Raw genomic sequence first — 16,869 nt, forward strand, 5'->3', positions numbered from 1 at the left:
AATCAGGGTGGGGAAATCTATGTCGAGCAATAGAGCGGTAGTGGAGCTGACCCTGGGGGGGCTGATGCTCAGCCTGTCGGCCCTGGCGGTGGCCTTTGCCCATATCGGCGCGGGCGGGGCGGGGTTCTACCGCATGCTGTTCGCTTCGATCCTGTTCTTTGTGCTGCTCAAGGTGCGCCGCATCCCGGTGCGGCTCAAGAGTGCCAAGGCTAGGCTGTACACGGCCCTGGCCGGGGTGTTCCTGGCCATCGACCTGGTGCTCTGGCACCAGAGCATCTACATCGTCGGCCCGGGTATCGGCTCGATCCTGACCAACTGCCAGGTGTTCTTCATGACCCTGCTGGGCTTTTATCTGCTCAAGGAAAAGCCTTCGCTCTACTTTTTGATCTCCATCACCCTGGCGTTTGTCGGACTGTATCTGTTGCTGCTGCCGGAAATGAGCAGTGCTCTGGGTATCAAGGGCGTGGTGTATGGCGTGCTGTCGGGCTTGGCTTACGCCGTCTGTGTGTATTTCCTCAAGGTCAACACGCAGTTGCCTGACGGCGGTGGCGACAAGATCGCACAGATGCTCAACCTGAGCCTGTGGGCCGCGCTGGTGCTGCTGGCCTACGCCCTGGCCATGGGAGAAAGCCTGGCCATCGTTGATGGGCAGACCTTGGTGATGCTGATCATCTATGGGGTGATGGTGCAGTTCGTGGGCTGGCTATTGGTCAACCGCTCCATCGGTGCCATCAGCCTCGGACTGGCGGGATTGATCCTGTTGCTGGAGCCGGTGATCACCTACTTCGTCGACGTGGCGTTTCTCGGCAAGGCCAGCTCGGCGTTGCAGATCGCCGGCGCGTTGCTGACGATCTTTGCCGTGTACATCGGTTCGATCAAACCGCCGGTCAAGGTGACACCGGTGACCGAGGCCGCTTGAGGCCCCGATCTGATGCAGCGTTCTGATTCAGCGTTGTGCTGAACCTTTACTGCGCCCAGACCCGCCTGTCTGTGCGCAGTTTTTTTACCTGCCCGTCAGGCCGACAGGGCCAGCTTTGTAGCGCCGGCATCTGTCGCAGCCTGGGCCTGGGTGCGCTCGTCTTCTTCCAGCCCTCGGGAGGCGCGGCCGACCAGCAGTGGGTCCGGGGCGTGGGCGACTTTCAGGTCCTTGCCCGGGTAGTCCAGCTCATGCAGGAAATGGCGGATGCAGTTGATCCGCGCGCGCTTCTTGTCGTCAGACTTGATCACCGTCCACGGTGCATCGGCGGTGTCGGTGTGGAAGAACATCGCCTGCTTGGCGGCGGTGTATTCGTCCCACTTGTCCAGAGACTTGATGTCGATGGGCGAGAGCTTCCAGTGCTTGAGCGGGTCGTCCCGGCGCGAGATGAAGCGCCGCAACTGTTCTTCGCGGTTCACCGAGAACCAGAACTTGAACATCAGGATGCCGCTGTTGCACAGCATGCGTTCCAGCTCTGGGGTCTGGCGCATGAACTCCAGGTATTGCAGGGGCGAGCAGAACTCCATCACGCGCTCCACCCCGGCGCGGTTGTACCAGGAGCGGTCGAAGAAGACCATTTCCCCGGCGGTGGGCAAATGCTGGATGTAGCGCTGGAAATACCACTGGCCCTTTTCCTGTTCCGAGGGCTTTTCCAGGGCCACGATCCGCGCGCCACGGGGGTTGAGGTGTTCCATGAAGCGCTTGATGGTGCCGCCTTTACCGGCCGCATCACGGCCTTCGAACAGCACCACGATGCGCTGCCCGGTTTCCTTGACCCAGCTCTGCACCTTGAGCAGCTCGATCTGCAGCTCGTTCTTGGCCTTTTCGTACTCGGCGCGGCGCATGCGGTTGCGATACGGATAGTTGCCCGGCAGCGCAGCGGACACGCTGTCTTCATTGGAACCGCGAGGCGCGCTGGCCACTTGCAGGGCCATGGGCTTCTGGCTGATGGCGCTGATTTCGGCTTCGGCGGCTTTCACCGGGGCGGCCTTGGTGGTCCGGGGGCGGCGTGGGCGCGGCGTGGCGGCTTTGCGTGGAGCGGCCTTGGTGCTGGCGGGGCTGGTGCTGGCCGGGGCCTTTTGCACCGGGGCGGGAGGCAGGGGCAGGGCGGTGGATTCTTCACTCATGGGAGGGGCCTGTAGTTGCGTTCAATGTCCTCCGGTCATTTTTAGGGTTGGGGGGCTAGGGGCCGTTGATCTCGATCAAGTTTGCAATAAGGAAAAGTCGGTAGTCAGTTGAGATTTTTTCTGGCGATAGCTTCGGATTTATCTGTGGGGCTGGAATGCCGGGGTGGCGCAGCGTAATGCGACGGTCGAGTGGCGTCGGACAACCAGACGCAAGCCTGGAAGATGGGGGAATCAGGGGCTGATCCAGACTGAACAAGCCAGGTGTCTTTGTATCCCGCAGTTCGCTGAATAGCTCAGGGTACAAGCCGGGATACACAGGTTTCTGGTCGGTGCCGGGCGAAAAGTCAGGCACAAAAAAACCGGCTCAAGTGGCCGGTTTCTTTGGGTTCAAGACGTATTGAGCAACGTCTTGAGCTATGTGCTTGGTGCCCCGAGGGAGACTCGAACTCCCACTTCTTGCGAAAACGGATTTTGAATCCGCCGCGTCTACCAATTCCGCCATCAGGGCTCAATGGCGGCGAAGTATAGAGAGGCGGTTACCGTTGGTCAATCGGCTTTCGTGGTCAATTTTTAGTTATTCCGCTAAACTTTCCGGCCCTGCTAGACGAACCCCATCATGCGCGTTGCTGACTTTACCTTCGAGCTTCCTGATTCGCTGATCGCCCGCCATCCGTTGGCCGAGCGTCGCGGCAGCCGTCTGTTGACCCTGGATGGGCCAACCGGCGCCTTGGCCCACTGTCAATTCACCGATCTGCTTGAGCATTTGCGCCCTGGCGATCTGATGGTGTTCAACAATACCCGGGTGATTCCGGCCCGTCTGTTCGGCCAGAAGGCCTCCGGCGGCAAGCTGGAGATCCTTATCGAGCGGGTGCTGGACAGCCATCGTGTGCTGGCCCATGTGCGCTCCAGCAAGTCGCCCAAGCCGGGGTCGAAGATCCTGATCGAGGGCGGTGGCGAGGCCGAGATGCTGGCTCGCCACGACACGCTGTTCGAGCTGGGCTTCGCCGAGGAGGTGCTGCCGCTGCTGGACCGGGTCGGGCACATGCCGTTGCCTCCTTATATAGACCGCCCGGACGAAGGCGCCGATCGCGAGCGCTATCAGACCGTGTACGCCCAGCGCCTGGGCGCCGTGGCAGCGCCGACCGCGGGGCTGCATTTCGACCAGCCGCTGCTGGAGGCGATAGCTGCCAAGGGGGTGGAGACGGCGTTCGTGACCCTGCATGTCGGTGCCGGGACCTTCCAGCCGGTGCGGGTCGAGCGCATCGAAGATCACCATATGCATCGCGAGTGGCTGGAAGTCGGCCAGGACGTGGTGGATGCAGTGGCCGCGTGCCGGGCTCGCGGTGGCCGGGTGGTGGCGGTGGGCACCACCAGCGTGCGCTCCCTGGAAAGCGCCGCCCGCGATGGCGTGCTCAAGCCGTTCAGCGGCGACACCGACATCTTTATCTACCCGGGCCGGCCGTTCCATGTGGTCGATGCCCTGGTGACCAACTTCCACCTGCCGGAATCCACGCTGTTGATGCTGGTTTCGGCGTTCGCCGGTTATCCCGAGACCATGGCCGCCTATCGCGCCGCGGTGGAAAATGGGTACCGCTTTTTCAGCTACGGTGATGCGATGTTCATCACCCGTAATCCCGCGCCGACCGCTCCCAAGGATCCGGCCCCCGAGGAAACTGTATGAGTCGCACTTGTCGTATGTCCTTCGAGCTTCTGGCCACTGATGGCAAGGCTCGTCGCGGTCGCCTGACCTTCCCCCGCGGTACGGTGGAAACCCCGGCCTTCATGCCGGTGGGCACCTACGGCACGGTCAAGGGCATGTTGCCGCGGGATATCGTCGCCACTGGCGCCGAGATCATTCTCGGCAACACCTTCCACCTGTGGCTGCGCCCAGGCACGGAAGTGATCAAGGCCCACGGCGACCTGCATGATTTCATGCAGTGGAACGGTCCGATTCTCACTGACTCCGGTGGTTTCCAGGTGTTCAGCCTGGGGGCGATGCGCAAGATCAAGGAAGAGGGCGTGACCTTCGCCTCGCCGGTGGACGGCGCCAAGGTGTTCATGGGCCCGGAAGAGTCGATGCAAGTGCAGCGCGACCTAGGCTCGGACATCGTGATGATCTTCGACGAATGCACGCCGTACCCGGCCGATGAGGACGTGGCGCGGATCTCCATGGAGCTGTCCCTGCGCTGGGCTCAGCGCTCGAAGAACGCCCACGGCGACAACACTGCGGCGCTGTTCGGCATCGTCCAGGGCGGCATGCACCAGGACCTGCGCATGCGTTCCCTGGAAGGCCTGGACAAGATCGGCTTCGACGGCCTGGCCATCGGCGGTCTGTCGGTGGGCGAGCCCAAGCATGAAATGATCAAGGTGCTGGACTACCTGCCGGGCCAGATGCCTGTCGACAAACCTCGTTACCTTATGGGAGTTGGCAAGCCGGAAGATCTGGTTGAGGGTGTGCGCCGCGGTGTGGACATGTTCGATTGCGTGATGCCAACCCGCAATGCCCGCAATGGGCATCTGTTCATCGATACAGGCGTGCTGAAAATCCGTAACGCGTTCCATCGCCATGATGATTCGCCGCTGGACCCAACTTGTGATTGCTACACCTGTCAGAACTTCTCCCGTGCCTATCTGCATCACTTGGACAAGTGCGGGGAAATGCTCGGGAGTATGCTCAATACCATCCATAATTTGCGCCATTACCAGCGTCTTATGGCTGGTTTGCGCGAGGCTATTCAACAAGGTACATTGGCCGCCTTTGTCGATTCCTTCTATGCCAAACGCGGGTTACCCGTGCCGCCTTTAGAGTAAGTTCTAAAGACGTTAAGCCACCAATTCTGCAATTATCGGAGTGTTAAATGAGCTTTTTGATCCCTGCCGCGTATGCGGACGCCGCTGCACCTGCTGCTGCCGGTCCTGCTGGCACTGGTTTCGAGTGGATTTTCCTGATCGGCTTCCTGGCTATCTTCTATCTGATGATCTGGCGTCCACAGGCCAAGCGCGCCAAAGAGCAGAAAAACCTGCTGAGCAACCTGCAGAAAGGCGACGAAGTTGTGACCACTGGCGGTATCGCCGGCAAGATCAACAAAGTGACCGACGACTTCGTGGTTCTGGAAGTGTCGGACTCCGTTGAGCTGAAGTTCCAGAAGGGCGCGATCGCTGCCACGCTGCCAAAAGGCACGCTGAAAGCGATCTAAGTTTCATCTTTTACCAATCGACGGGGCGCGCAAGGCGCCCCGCGTCATAAACGGGCGGCGTGATGCTGAACAAATATCCTCTGTGGAAGTACCTACTGATCCTGGCGGTGCTGGCGATCGGTTTTATTTATTCCGCTCCCAATCTATACCCTGATGATCCGGCCATTCAGGTCAGCGGTGCGAGCACCGCGTTGCAGGTCACTCAGGCGGATCTGGATCATGCGAGCAAAGCGCTCACCGACGCCGGTATCAAGGTCAAGGCTTCTTCCATTGCCGCCAACGGCAAGGGTGGCCTGCTGCGCTTGATCAACAAGGAAGATCAGCTTCCGGCCAAGGATGTAGTGCGCAAGGCGCTGGGCGATGACTATGTGGTGGCGTTGAACCTGGCGCAAACCACCCCGCAATGGCTGCGCAACCTCGGTGCGCACCCGATGAAACTGGGTCTGGACTTGTCCGGTGGTGTGCACTTCCTGCTGGAAGTGGACATGGACAAAGCCCTCGATGCCCGCCTGAAAGTCTATGAAGGCGACGTCAAGAGCCTGCTGCGCAAAGAGCGTCTGCGCTATCGCAGCCTGCCGCAGCTCAATGGTGCCATCCAGCTGGGCTTCAGCGATGAAGACAGCCGTGAACAGGCCCGTTCGCTGATCCGCAAGAACTTCAATGATTTCGATATCGTACCGGCCGACCTCAATGGCCAACCGGTGCTGCGTCTGGCGATGACCCCGGCCAAGCTGGCGGAAATCCGCGAATACTCCATCAAGCAGAACTTGACCACCGTGCGTAACCGGGTCAACGAGCTGGGTGTGGCCGAGCCTCTGGTTCAGCGTCAGGGTGCCAACCGTATCGTGGTTGAGCTGCCGGGCGTGCAGGACACCGCTGAAGCCAAGCGGATCCTGGGCAAGACCGCCAACCTGGAATTCCGTCTGGCCGCTGAGCCGGGTGCTTCCAAGGCGACTTCCGAGTCCTTCGAATTCCGTGAGGGCAATCGTCCTCCAGCGCTGATCGAGCGTGGCCTGATCATCACTGGTGACCAGGTGACCGATGCCCAGGCCGGCTACGACGAACATGGTCGTCCACAGGTGAACATCAAGCTTGATGGTCACGGTGGCGAGCTGATGAATCGTTCGACCCGCAGCAACGTCGGCCGCAGCATGGCGGTGATCTTCATCGAGCAGAAGCCGGTCACCACCTACACCAAGCAGATGGTCGACGGCGTCGAGAAAGACGTACCGGTCCAGGCGTTCAAGGAAGAGAAGAAGATCATCAGCCTGGCGACCATTCAGTCGCCACTGGGCAGCCAGTTCCGCATCACCGGCCTCAATGGCCAGGGTGAGTCCTCCGAACTGGCGCTGCTGCTGCGTGCCGGTGGTCTGGCGGCGCCGATGTACTTCGCCGAAGAGCGCACAATCGGTCCGAGCCTGGGTGCTGACAACATCACCAAGGGTATCGATGCGTCGCTGTGGGGCATGTTGTTCGTGTCGCTGTTCATCATTGCCATCTACCGTTTCTTCGGTGTGATTGCCACGGTGGCGCTGGCGCTGAACATGGTGCTGCTGCTGGCCCTGATGTCCTTGCTGGGGGCGACGCTGACCCTGCCGGGTATCGCCGGTATCGTGCTGACCATGGGTATGGCGGTGGACGCCAACGTACTGATCTTCTCGCGGATACGTGAAGAGCTCGCCGCCGGCATGACGGTGCAGCGAGCAATCAACGAAGGCTTCGGCCGGGCATTCACTGCGATTCTCGATGCCAACCTGACCACCTTGCTGGTGGGCGGCATCCTCTTCGCCATGGGCACCGGCCCGGTCAAGGGCTTTGCGGTGACCATGTCCCTCGGGATCTTTACCTCGATGTTCACGGCCATCTGGCTGACCCGCGCGATGGTCAACCTGATCTTCGGCGGTCGTGACTTCAAGAAGTTGTGGATTTAAGGGGCTGCCATGTTACGTACTATCAACTTCATGGGCGTGCGCAACTTTGCGTTCGGCGTCACTGTGCTCCTTACCGTTCTGGCGTTGTTCAGCTGGTTCCACAAGGGGTTGAACTATGGTCTGGACTTTACCGGCGGTACGCTCATCGAGCTGACCTACGAGCGTCCGGCGGATGTGATGAAGGTGCGTTCGCAACTGAACGATGCCGGTTATCACGAAGCCATCGTGCAGAGCTTTGGTGCGACCACTGATCTGCTGGTGCGGATGCCGGGTGAAGATCCGCAACTGGGTCACCAGGTGGCCGAGGCGCTGCAGAAGGCAGGCAGTGACAACCCGGCGCAGGTCAAGCGCGTCGAGTTCGTTGGCCCGCAAGTGGGTGAAGAGCTGCGCGACCAGGGCGGCCTGGGCATGCTCATGGCGCTGGGTGGCATCCTCATCTACCTGGCCTTCCGCTTCCAGTGGAAGTTCGCCGTCGGTGCCATCGTCTCGCTGATCCACGACGTGATCGTGACCGTGGGTATCCTCTCGTTCTTCCAGATCACCTTCGACCTGACGGTGCTGGCGGCGGTGCTGGCGATCATTGGTTACTCGCTCAACGACACCATCGTGGTGTTCGACCGGGTGCGGGAGAACTTCCGTGTGCTGCGCAAGGCCAGCCTGATCGAGAACATCAACATCTCGACCACGCAGACTCTGTTGCGGACCATGGCCACGTCGATCTCCACCTTGCTGGCGATCATTGCGCTGCTGTTCTTCGGCGGTGACAACCTGCACGGCTTCTCCATCGCCCTGTTTGTCGGTGTTCTGGCGGGTACCTACTCGTCGATCTACATCGCCAACGTGGTGCTGATCTGGCTGAACCTGAACAGCGAGGATCTGATTCCTCCGGCCAATACCGAGAAGGAAGTGGACGACCGTCCGTGAGGATCTAGCCCTTTTCCGGCTGTCAGTTAAAAAGGCGCGAGTGTTGAACTCGCGCCTTTTTTATTGCTCCAACGCTGGGAGAAGCGCGGGCCAAGTCCCGTTTGTATGGTCAGGAGGTTCACGTGAACAAGTCGTTGCTGGTTGGTGCGGTATTGGGTGCTGTCGGTGTCACCGCCGGGGGTGCTGTTGCCACCTACAGCCTGGTTAAAAGCGGCCCTGAGTATGCGCAAGTGCTGGCTGTGCAGCCGGTCAAACAACAGATCAAGACCCCGCGTGAAGTCTGCAAGGATGTCGCGGTCACCCGTCAACGCCCGGTCAAGGATGAGCATCAGATCCTCGGTACTGTGGCCGGTGCGGTGGGTGGTGGTTTGCTGGGCAGCATGATCGGCAATGGCAATGGCAAGAAGCTCGCCACTGTGGCCGGTGCCGTGGGTGGTGGTTATGCGGGCAACAAGGTGCAGGAAGGCATGCAGGAGCGTGATACCTACACCACCACACAGACTCGCTGTAACACGGTCAATGACATCAGTGAGAAGGTCGTGGGTTATGACGTGAAGTACGACCTGGGCGGCAAGCAAGGCCAGGTGCGCATGGATCGTGACCCGGGCAACCAGATTCCGGTGGATAAAGAGGGTCGTCTGATTCTGGGTCAGAACCAGAATCAACCCGGCCAATAACCCTCGCTTGTAGGGGGAGGCTTGCCGGCGAATGGGCTTTGAGATCGCCTTCGCCGGCAAGACGGCTCCTACAGGTCGGGTTTAGCGGATATAAAAAAAAGCACCCCGAAGGGTGCTTTTTTTGTCGCTGGCGCTTAGCGCTTCAGCGAGGCCGGCAGGTGCGGCTGGATGGCGGTCAGGACCGCCTTGAAGCATTTGGTGTTGCCGGCAACCACATGGCCTTTTTCCAGGAAGTCGTGACCGCCGGTGAAGTCGCTCACCAGGCCGCCGGCTTCTTGAATCAGCAGGGCGCCTGCGGCCATGTCCCACTCCGACAGGCCCGATTCCCAGAAGGCATCGAAACGACCGGCGGCCACGTAGGCCAGGTCCAGGCTTGCGGCGCCAGCGCGACGAATGCCGGCGGTCTGGCCTACCAGAGCGCGGAACATGCCCAGGTAGTTGTCCAGGTTGTCCATCTGATCGTCACGGAACGGGAAGCCGGTGCCCAGCAGGGCGCCGTCGAGGCTGGTGCGACCGCTGACCCGCAGGCGACGACCGTTCAACTGGGCGCCACGGCCACGGCTGGCGGTGAATTCTTCCTGGCGAACCGGATCCAGAACCACGGCGTGTTCCAGGCGGCCACGGTATTTGCAGGCAATGCTTACGGCAAAGTGCGGGATGCCGCGCAGGAAGTTGGTGGTGCCGTCCAGTGGATCGATGATCCACAGGTAGTCTTCGCCTTCGCCGCTACCGGCATGCAGGCCGGTTTCTTCGCCGAGGATGGCGTGGGTCGGGTAGGCCTTGCGCAATGCGTCGATGATCTTCTGCTCGGCGGCACGATCAACTTCGGATACGTAGTCTTTGGCGTCTTTTTCGTCGACCTTGATGGTATCCAGGCGCTCGATGGAGCGGAAAATCAATTCACTGGCGCTGCGGGCGGCGCGCAGCGCGATATTCAGCATTGGCTGCATGGATAGGTCACCTAAGGTTGTTAAAGAAAGCCGAGCATTCTAGCAGAAAACTTTTGCAGATGAAGGTCGGTGTTCGCTTTGATTGCATTGATCCGCTGTGTGGCGCCGTTGGAAGGTGTGGGGCCGCCTCGCTGGTCGGGGGTTCCTGATTGATGCGTCGTCAGTTGCAGATGGTTATTTTTGAGGCGGGAGTCTTGCCTGTTCTGTAAGATTTGCTCCCCTTTCCCGTGTCCGAGAGCGCCTCCCTTGCTGCAGAACATTCGTGTCGTCCTGGTCAATACCAGTCATCCCGGCAATATCGGCGGGGCTGCGCGTGCCATGAAGAACATGGGCCTGTCGCGGCTGGTGCTGGTGGAACCCCGGGTGTTTCCGTCCCATGAAGCCGATGCGCGGGCCTCCGGCGCCACCGACATCCTTGAGAGCGCTCAGGTGGTCGCCACCCTGGAGGAGGCCCTGGCCGGTTGCACTCTGGTGTTCGGTACCAGTGCTCGTGATCGACGCATTCCCTGGCCGCTGCTGGATCCTCGTGAATCCGGCCTGAAAGTGGTGGAAGAGGCCGGGCAGGGCGCGCAGATCGCCCTGGTGTTCGGTCGTGAAGATTCCGGCCTGACCAATGACGAGCTGCAGCGATGTCATTTCCACGTGCATATCCCGTCGGACCCGGCGTTCAGCTCGCTGAACCTGGCCACGGCGGTGCAGGTGCTGGCCTATGAGGTGCGCATGTCCTGGCTCGTGGCTCAAGGCCAGCCGACCAAGGTCGAGAAGGATGAAGTGGCCTCGCCGCGCAGCGAAGAGCTGGCGACCATGGATGAGCTGGAGCGGTTTTACGAGCATCTGCAGCAGACGCTGGTGGCCATCGACTTCCTCGATCCGGAAAAGCCGCGGCACTTGATGGCGCGCCTGCGTCGGTTGTACGGTCGCAGCTCGGTCAGCCGGGCGGAAATGAATATATTGCGTGGCATTCTCACGGAAACCCAGAAAGCGGCCCGTGGGGAGCTACAGAAGCGGAAGGATCAGTGATGTTCGAGCGTTTGCGTGAAGATATCCAAAGCGTATTTCATCGTGACCCGGCGGCGCGTAACGCCTTCGAGGTGCTGACCTGCTACCCGGGGATGCACGCGATCTGGATTCACCGCTTGTCCGCCGCCCTGTGGGGCATGGGCTGGAAATGGCTGGCGCGGCTGGTGTCGAACTTCGGCCGCTGGTTGACCGGGATCGAGATTCATCCGGGGGCCAAGGTGGGGCGGCGTTTCTTTATCGACCATGGCATGGGCATCGTCATTGGTGAAACCGCCGAGATCGGTGACGACGTGACGCTTTATCAGGGCGTGACCCTGGGTGGGACCAGCTGGAACAAGGGCAAGCGCCATCCGACCCTGGAGGACGGCGTGGTGGTGGGCGCGGGCGCCAAGGTGCTGGGGCCTTTCACGGTTGGTGCGGGGGCCAAGGTCGGTTCCAATGCGGTGGTGACCAAGGCGGTGCCGGCGGGTGCGACAGTGGTCGGCATTCCGGGGCGGATCATCATGAAGTCCAGTGACGAGCAGGAAGCCAAGCGCAAGGCCATGGCGGAAAAGCTCGGTTTCGATGCATATGGCGTCAGCGAAGACATGCCTGATCCGGTGGCGCGGGCCATTGGTCAGTTGCTTGACCATCTGCAGGCGGTGGACGCTCGCCTGGAGGGGGTGTGCGGCGCTCTGAAGGATCTGGGCAGTGACTACTGCGCCAAGGATCTGCCGGCCCTGCGCGAGGAGGACTTCGCAGAGGTCAAGGGCAAGAGCGACAGCCAGACCGGCTGATGACCCACCAAGCGGCTCCTAATGTAGGAGCCGGCTTGCCGGCGAAAGGGGGCTGATGCCACCTGAGTGCCCCGCGGGTCAGTTGCTGGCAACCCGCTGTGCCATTACGTCGCAGACTTTGCTATGATTCGCGCGCTCTTTTGCGGGTAAACCCGACTAAAGTAGTTGGTCTTATAGTTGACCTGATTACTCGGGTATTGCATACTCGCCTCCATTCCGAAACTCCGTGGTACTTGTCCATGCGACTGACTACTAAAGGCCGATACGCGGTGACCGCCATGCTTGATCTGGCGTTGCACGCGCAACATGGCCCGGTCTCCCTGGCCGATATCTCTGAGCGCCAAGGCATTTCCCTGTCCTATCTCGAACAGCTTTTCGCCAAGCTGCGCCGCAGTAATCTGGTGTCCAGCGTCCGTGGTCCGGGTGGCGGCTATCAGCTGTCCCGCGACATGCAGGGGATCCAGGTGGCCCAGGTGATTGATGCCGTGAACGAATCGGTCGATGCCACCAAATGCCAGGGGCTGGGTGATTGCCATGCCGGCGACACCTGCCTGACCCATCACCTGTGGTGCGACCTGAGCCTGCAGATCCACGAATTTCTGAGCGGTATCAGCTTGGCAGACCTTGTCACTCGCCGTGAGGTACAAGAAGTTGCCCAGCGTCAGGATCAGCGCCGTTGTAATGGCAAGGCGCCGCGCCTGGACAAGATTGAAGCGTCAGCCGTCGAATGACAGCCAAAGAGCTAGCGGCACGCCAGCCAGCCTGATTTAGGAGAGAGTCCATGAAATTGCCGATTTACCTTGATTACTCTGCAACCACCCCGGTTGATCCGCGCGTGGCGCAGAAGATGAGTGAATGCCTGCTGGTCGACGGAAACTTCGGTAACCCGGCGTCCCGCTCCCACGTGTTCGGCTGGAAGGCCGAAGAGTCGGTGGAAAATGCCCGTCGCCAAGTGGCGGACCTGGTCAACGCCGACCCGCGTGAAATCGTCTGGACTTCCGGTGCCACCGAGTCCGACAACCTGGCAATCAAGGGCGTCGCGCATTTCTATCATACCAAGGGCAAGCACCTGATCACCTCGAAGATCGAGCACAAGGCTGTCCTGGACACCATGCGCCAACTCGAGCGTGAAGGCTTCGAAGTGACCTACATCGAGCCGGGCGAAGACGGTCTGATCACTCCGGCCATGGTTGAAGCAGCCCTGCGTGACGACACCATCCTGGTTTCGATCATGCATGTGAACAACGAAATCGGCACCATCAACGATATCGCCGCCATCGGCGAGTTGACCCGCTCCAAAGGCGTCCTGTTCCACGTTGACGGGGCTCAGTCCACCGGCAAGGTCGAAATCGACCTGCAGGCCCTGAAAGTCGACCTGATGTCGTTCTCTGCCCACAAGACCTACGGTCCCAAAGGCATTGGCGCGCTGTACGTCAGCCGCAAGCCTCGCGTGCGTCTTGAAGCCACCATGCACGGCGGCGGTCATGAGCGCGGCATGCGCTCCGGCACCCTGGCGACTCACCAGATCGTCGGCATGGGCGAAGCCTTCCGCGTCGCCAAGGAAGACATGGCTGCCGAAAATGCTCGCATCAAGGCCCTGAGCGACCGCTTCTACAAGCAGGTCGAGCATCTGGAAGAGCTGTACATCAACGGCAGCATGACGGCCCGCGTGCCGCACAACCTGAACCTGAGCTTCAACTACGTTGAAGGCGAGTCGCTGATCATGGCCCTCAAGGACCTGGCAGTGTCTTCCGGTTCGGCTTGTACTTCGGCTTCGCTTGAGCCTTCGTATGTTCTGCGCGCCCTGGGCCGCAACGACGAGTTGGCCCACAGCTCGATCCGCTTCACCTTCGGCCGTTTCACCACCGAAGAAGAAATCGATTACGCGGCGCAGAAAGTCTGCGAAGCCGTCACCAAGCTGCGCGCTCTGTCGCCGCTGTGGGACATGTACAAAGATGGCGTCGATATCTCGAAGATCGAGTGGGCGGCGCACTGAATATAAGTCGCCGCACAGGGTTCTGTAGAACGTGCCGATAACGGCGATTTGCAGAACCCGAGAGCGACTCTCTGATGAGTGAGGATTAAGAATCATGGCTTACAGCGAAAAGGTCATCGACCACTACGAGAACCCGCGTAACGTCGGCAAGATGGACGCGGAAGATCCGGATGTCGGCACCGGCATGGTCGGCGCTCCCGCCTGCGGCGACGTAATGCGCCTGCAGATCAAGGTCAACGAGCAGGGCATCATCGAAGACGCCAAGTTCAAGACCTATGGCTGCGGTTCCGCCATTGCGTCCAGTTCCCTGGCCACTGAGTGGATGAAGGGCAAGACCCTGGATGAAGCCGAAACCATCAAGAACACCCAGCTGGCTGAAGAGCTGGCCCTGCCTCCAGTGAAGATTCACTGCTCGGTACTCGCCGAAGACGCCATCAAGGCCGCCGTTCGCGATTACAAGCAGAAGAAAGGCCTGATCTGATCGATCGGCTTTCACAGATTTGGCGACAAGTAAGGAGTCACGATGGCTATCAGCATGACAGAAGCGGCTGCTCAACACGTGCGACGCTCCCTCAACGGGCGCGGCAAGGGTGATGGGATTCGTCTGGGTGTTCGCACCACGGGCTGTTCCGGCCTTGCCTATGTGCTGGAGTTCGTCGACGAGATCGGCGAGGACGATCAGGTGTTCGAGAGTCACGGCGAGAAAGTGATCATCGACCCGAAAAGCCTGACCTATCTGGACGGCACCGAGCTTGATTTCGTCAAGGAAGGGTTGAACGAAGGCTTTAAGTTCAACAACCCCAACGTTCGCGGTGAATGTGGCTGCGGCGAAAGCTTCAACATTTGAGGCTTTCCAGTGGGTACTCCTTGTCATTTCGCTTTATTTGAGCTGCAACCGAGCTTCCGCCTGGATCTCGAGCAGCTGGCCGCGCGCTACCGTGAGTTGGCGCGCGGGGTTCATCCTGACCGTTTTGCCGATGCGTCCGAGCGCGAGCAGCGCCTGGCCCTGGAGCAGTCGGCGAGCCTCAATGAGGCTTACCAGACGCTCAAGAGTCCGCCCAAGCGTGCCCGTTATCTGTTGGCGTTGAAGGGCGGCGAGTTGCCGCTTGAAGTCACGGTGCATGATCCCGAGTTTCTTCTGCAGCAGATGCAGTGGCGCGAAGAGCTCGAAGACCTGCAGGACAGCGCCGACCTGGCCGGTGTGGCGGCATTCAAGCGTCGGCTGAAGACCGCCCAGGATGAACTGAACGAAAGCTTCGCAGCCTGTTGGGATGATGCAGCGCAGCGCGAACAGGCCGAACGCCTGATGCGGCGCATGCAGTTCCTCGACAAGCTCACCTACGAAGTGCGCCAGTTAGAAGAGCGCCTCGACGATTAACCCAGTGCCGCTCCGGTCGCACGCCTGATATACAGATAAGTCCAGATAAGCATGGCCCTACTGCAGATCGCCGAACCCGGCCAAAGTCCTCAACCGCACCAGCGTCGCCTGGCTGTGGGGATCGACTTGGGCACTACCAATTCGCTGGTCGCTGCCTTGCGCAGTGGTCTTTCCGAGCCTCTGGCCGATGCGCAGGGTCAGGTGATTCTGCCGTCCGCCGTGCGCTATCACGCCGACCGCGTCGAAGTGGGCGAGTCCGCCCGCCTGGCCGCGCCCACCGATCCCTTGAACACCGTGCTTTCGGTCAAGCGCCTGATGGGGCGCGGCCTGGCCGACGTCAAGCAGCTGGGCGAGCAACTGCCTTATCGCTTCGTTGACGGCGAGTCGCACATGCCGTTCATCGAGACCATCCAGGGGCCGAAAAGCCCGGTGGAAGTATCGGCTGAAGTGCTCAAGGTATTGCGTCAGCGCGCTGAAGCGACCCTGGGCGGCGAGCTGGTGGGGGCGGTGATTACTGTTCCGGCCTATTTCGACGATGCCCAGCGTCAAGCCACCAAGGATGCGGCCAAGCTGGCTGGTCTGAATGTGCTGCGCTTGCTCAACGAGCCGACCGCGGCTGCCGTGGCCTATGGTCTGGACCAGCACGCCGAGGGTGTGGTGGCGATCTATGACCTGGGCGGCGGTACTTTCGATATTTCCATCCTGCGCCTGACCGGCGGTGTCTTTGAAGTGCTGGCCACTGGTGGCGATACCGCCCTGGGTGGCGATGACTTCGATCACGCCATCGCTGGCTGGATCATCGAGGGTGCGGGCCTGTCCGCCGACCTGGATCCGGGGACTCAGCGCAACCTGTTGCAAACCGCCTGCGCGGCCAAGGAAGCCCTGACCCATGCCGATTCGGTGGAGGTGGTTTACGGTGACTGGCGCGCGGCGTTGACCCGCGAAACCTTTGACGTGCTGATCGAGCCCATGGTGGCTCGCAGCCTCAAGGCCTGCCGTCGCGCCGTTCGCGACTCCAATGTCGAGCTGGACGAAGTACAGGCAGTGGTCATGGTCGGCGGTTCGACCCGGGTGCCGCGTGTGCGTGAAGCGGTCGCCGAAATGTTCGGTCGCCAGCCGTTGACCGAGATCGATCCGGATCAAGTGGTGGCCATTGGTGCCGCGATCCAGGCCGATACCCTGGCCGGCAACAAGCGTGAAGGCGGTGAATTGCTGCTGCTGGACGTGATTCCGCTGTCCTTGGGGCTGGAAACCATGGGCGGGCTGATGGAGAAGGTGATTCCGCGTAACACCACCATCCCGGTTGCCCGTGCCCAGGACTTCACCACCTACAAGGATGGCCAGACGGCCATGATGATTCATGTGCTGCAGGGTGAGCGTGAGCTGATCAGCGACTGTCGCTCCCTGGCGCGCTTCGAACTGCGTGGCATTCCACCGATGGTGGCCGGTGCGGCGAAGATCCGCGTGACCTTCCAGGTCGACGCCGATGGCCTGCTCAGCGTCTCGGCTCGAGAGCTGGGTTCGGGTGTTGAAGCCAGCATTCAGGTCAAGCCGTCCTACGGTCTGACCGACGGCGAAATCGCCAAGATGCTCAAGGATTCCTTCCAGTACGCCGGCGACGACAAGGTGGCCCGCGTGCTGCGTGAGCAGCAGGTTGATGCCCAGCGCCTGATCGAGGCTGTGCAGGGCGCCCTGGACGCTGACGGTGACCGTCTGCTGGACGCTGAAGAGCGCATGGTCATCGAGTTGCAGATGCAGGAACTGAGTGAATTGATGCGTGGCACCGATGGTTACGCCATCGAGCAGCAGACCAAGCGTCTGTCGCAAGTGACCGATGCCTTTGCTGCCCGCCGCCTGGATTCGACGGTGAAAGCCGCTCTGGCGGGGCGCAACCTGAATGAAATCGAGGAATAACTG

General features: G+C 60.7%; 17 protein-coding genes and 1 tRNA gene. 15 read left to right on the forward strand and 3 right to left on the reverse strand.

Features of this window, described 5'->3' with window-relative positions; all coding sequences use genetic code 11:
• The first annotated feature begins 19 nt into the window (after positions 1-19).
• Positions 20-919: a DMT family transporter gene (locus GGI48_RS21525; protein ID WP_179599969.1), complete on the forward strand. Its 900-nt coding sequence runs from the start codon at positions 20-22 to the stop codon at positions 917-919.
• Between the two features lie 95 nt (positions 920-1,014).
• Here the strand turns inward: GGI48_RS21525 and ppk2 are convergent, their stop codons facing one another.
• Together ppk2 and GGI48_RS21535 are read right to left on the reverse strand one after the other, a co-directional pair.
• Positions 1,015-1,911, reverse strand: coding sequence for a polyphosphate kinase 2 (gene ppk2 / locus GGI48_RS21530; RefSeq protein WP_179602084.1), 897 nt, complete (start codon positions 1,909-1,911; stop codon positions 1,015-1,017).
• Between the two features lie 615 nt (positions 1,912-2,526).
• Positions 2,527-2,611, reverse strand: a tRNA-Leu gene (locus GGI48_RS21535).
• A gap of 108 nt (positions 2,612-2,719) precedes the next feature.
• Here GGI48_RS21535 and queA point away from each other — a divergent pair.
• From queA to GGI48_RS21565, 6 genes are all read left to right on the forward strand, one after another.
• The gene (gene queA / locus GGI48_RS21540) at positions 2,720-3,784 is read left to right on the forward strand and encodes a tRNA preQ1(34) S-adenosylmethionine ribosyltransferase-isomerase QueA (RefSeq protein WP_179599971.1); all 1,065 of its coding nucleotides are present in this window, start codon (positions 2,720-2,722) and stop codon (positions 3,782-3,784) included.
• 14 nt (positions 3,785-3,798) lie between these two features.
• Positions 3,799-4,914 carry a tRNA guanosine(34) transglycosylase Tgt gene (gene tgt, locus GGI48_RS21545; RefSeq protein WP_179602086.1) on the forward strand — a complete coding sequence of 372 codons (1,116 nt, stop codon included), beginning with the start codon at positions 3,799-3,801 and terminating at the stop codon, positions 4,912-4,914.
• Between the two features lie 47 nt (positions 4,915-4,961).
• Positions 4,962-5,300, forward strand: a complete 339-nt coding sequence (gene yajC, locus GGI48_RS21550) for a preprotein translocase subunit YajC (RefSeq protein WP_016968346.1) — start codon at positions 4,962-4,964, stop codon at positions 5,298-5,300.
• 62 nt (positions 5,301-5,362) lie between these two features.
• The gene (secD, locus tag GGI48_RS21555; RefSeq protein ID WP_016968345.1) at positions 5,363-7,231 is read left to right on the forward strand and encodes a protein translocase subunit SecD; all 1,869 of its coding nucleotides are present in this window, start codon (positions 5,363-5,365) and stop codon (positions 7,229-7,231) included.
• A gap of 9 nt (positions 7,232-7,240) precedes the next feature.
• Positions 7,241-8,155 carry a protein translocase subunit SecF gene (gene secF, locus GGI48_RS21560; protein WP_016968344.1) on the forward strand — a complete coding sequence of 305 codons (915 nt, stop codon included), beginning with the start codon at positions 7,241-7,243 and terminating at the stop codon, positions 8,153-8,155.
• Positions 8,156-8,277: 122 nt separating this feature from the next.
• Positions 8,278-8,832, forward strand: a complete 555-nt coding sequence (locus GGI48_RS21565; RefSeq protein WP_016968343.1) for a glycine zipper 2TM domain-containing protein — start codon at positions 8,278-8,280, stop codon at positions 8,830-8,832.
• 134 nt (positions 8,833-8,966) lie between these two features.
• On the opposite strand, the gene suhB is transcribed toward GGI48_RS21565, so the two are convergent.
• Positions 8,967-9,782, reverse strand: a complete 816-nt coding sequence (suhB, locus tag GGI48_RS21570) for an inositol-phosphate phosphatase (RefSeq protein WP_011063220.1) — start codon at positions 9,780-9,782, stop codon at positions 8,967-8,969.
• 246 nt (positions 9,783-10,028) lie between these two features.
• Here suhB and trmJ point away from each other — a divergent pair, with 246 nt between their 5' ends.
• The 8 genes from trmJ (at position 10,029) to hscA (ending at position 16,866) form a co-directional block, all read left to right on the forward strand.
• Entirely contained in the window at positions 10,029-10,802 is a 774-nt protein-coding gene (gene trmJ / locus GGI48_RS21575; RefSeq protein WP_047305964.1) for a tRNA (cytosine(32)/uridine(32)-2'-O)-methyltransferase TrmJ, read from the forward strand.
• Positions 10,802-11,578 carry a serine O-acetyltransferase gene (cysE, locus tag GGI48_RS21580; protein WP_016968341.1) on the forward strand — a complete coding sequence of 259 codons (777 nt, stop codon included), beginning with the start codon at positions 10,802-10,804 and terminating at the stop codon, positions 11,576-11,578. Before trmJ ends, cysE begins: the two co-directional genes overlap by 1 nt.
• 239 nt (positions 11,579-11,817) lie before the next feature.
• Positions 11,818-12,309, forward strand: a complete 492-nt coding sequence (gene iscR / locus GGI48_RS21585; protein WP_011063217.1) for a Fe-S cluster assembly transcriptional regulator IscR — start codon at positions 11,818-11,820, stop codon at positions 12,307-12,309.
• Positions 12,310-12,359: 50 nt separating this feature from the next.
• On the forward strand, positions 12,360-13,574 hold the full coding sequence (locus GGI48_RS21590) for an IscS subfamily cysteine desulfurase (protein WP_016968340.1): 1,215 nt from the start codon (positions 12,360-12,362) through the stop codon (positions 13,572-13,574).
• Positions 13,575-13,668: 94 nt separating this feature from the next.
• Positions 13,669-14,055, forward strand: a complete 387-nt coding sequence (gene iscU / locus GGI48_RS21595; protein ID WP_003443374.1) for a Fe-S cluster assembly scaffold IscU — start codon at positions 13,669-13,671, stop codon at positions 14,053-14,055.
• 42 nt (positions 14,056-14,097) lie between these two features.
• Positions 14,098-14,421 carry an iron-sulfur cluster assembly protein IscA gene (gene iscA / locus GGI48_RS21600; RefSeq protein ID WP_007929524.1) on the forward strand — a complete coding sequence of 108 codons (324 nt, stop codon included), beginning with the start codon at positions 14,098-14,100 and terminating at the stop codon, positions 14,419-14,421.
• A gap of 9 nt (positions 14,422-14,430) precedes the next feature.
• Positions 14,431-14,952, forward strand: a complete 522-nt coding sequence (gene hscB, locus GGI48_RS21605; RefSeq protein ID WP_016968339.1) for a co-chaperone HscB — start codon at positions 14,431-14,433, stop codon at positions 14,950-14,952.
• A gap of 51 nt (positions 14,953-15,003) precedes the next feature.
• Positions 15,004-16,866: a Fe-S protein assembly chaperone HscA gene (gene hscA / locus GGI48_RS21610; RefSeq protein ID WP_179599973.1), complete on the forward strand. Its 1,863-nt coding sequence runs from the start codon at positions 15,004-15,006 to the stop codon at positions 16,864-16,866.
• Positions 16,867-16,869: the final 3 nt, after the last annotated feature.

This window comes from Pseudomonas protegens, from assembly GCF_013407925.2.
In the GTDB taxonomy this organism is placed as follows: Bacteria; Pseudomonadota; Gammaproteobacteria; order Pseudomonadales; family Pseudomonadaceae; genus Aquipseudomonas; species Aquipseudomonas fluorescens_AP.

Excerpts from the sequence above, each read along its gene's own strand:
- iscR (WP_011063217.1), top strand. The coding sequence starts at position 11,818 with ATGCGACTGACTACTAAAGGCCGATACGCGGTGACCGCCATGCTTGAT.
- hscA (WP_179599973.1), top strand. The coding sequence starts at position 15,004 with ATGGCCCTACTGCAGATCGCCGAACCCGGCCAAAGTCCTCAACCGCAC.
- GGI48_RS21525 (WP_179599969.1), top strand. The coding sequence starts at position 20 with ATGTCGAGCAATAGAGCGGTAGTGGAGCTGACCCTGGGGGGGCTGATG.
- ppk2 (WP_179602084.1), bottom strand. The coding sequence starts at position 1,911 with ATGGCCCTGCAAGTGGCCAGCGCGCCTCGCGGTTCCAATGAAGACAGC.
- cysE (WP_016968341.1), top strand. The coding sequence starts at position 10,802 with ATGTTCGAGCGTTTGCGTGAAGATATCCAAAGCGTATTTCATCGTGAC.
- iscU (WP_003443374.1), top strand. The coding sequence starts at position 13,669 with ATGGCTTACAGCGAAAAGGTCATCGACCACTACGAGAACCCGCGTAAC.
- suhB (WP_011063220.1), bottom strand. The coding sequence starts at position 9,782 with ATGCAGCCAATGCTGAATATCGCGCTGCGCGCCGCCCGCAGCGCCAGT.
- iscA (WP_007929524.1), top strand. The coding sequence starts at position 14,098 with ATGGCTATCAGCATGACAGAAGCGGCTGCTCAACACGTGCGACGCTCC.
- tgt (WP_179602086.1), top strand. The coding sequence starts at position 3,799 with ATGTCCTTCGAGCTTCTGGCCACTGATGGCAAGGCTCGTCGCGGTCGC.
- secD (WP_016968345.1), top strand. The coding sequence starts at position 5,363 with ATGCTGAACAAATATCCTCTGTGGAAGTACCTACTGATCCTGGCGGTG.
- secF (WP_016968344.1), top strand. The coding sequence starts at position 7,241 with ATGTTACGTACTATCAACTTCATGGGCGTGCGCAACTTTGCGTTCGGC.
- GGI48_RS21590 (WP_016968340.1), top strand. The coding sequence starts at position 12,360 with ATGAAATTGCCGATTTACCTTGATTACTCTGCAACCACCCCGGTTGAT.
- queA (WP_179599971.1), top strand. The coding sequence starts at position 2,720 with ATGCGCGTTGCTGACTTTACCTTCGAGCTTCCTGATTCGCTGATCGCC.
- yajC (WP_016968346.1), top strand. The coding sequence starts at position 4,962 with ATGAGCTTTTTGATCCCTGCCGCGTATGCGGACGCCGCTGCACCTGCT.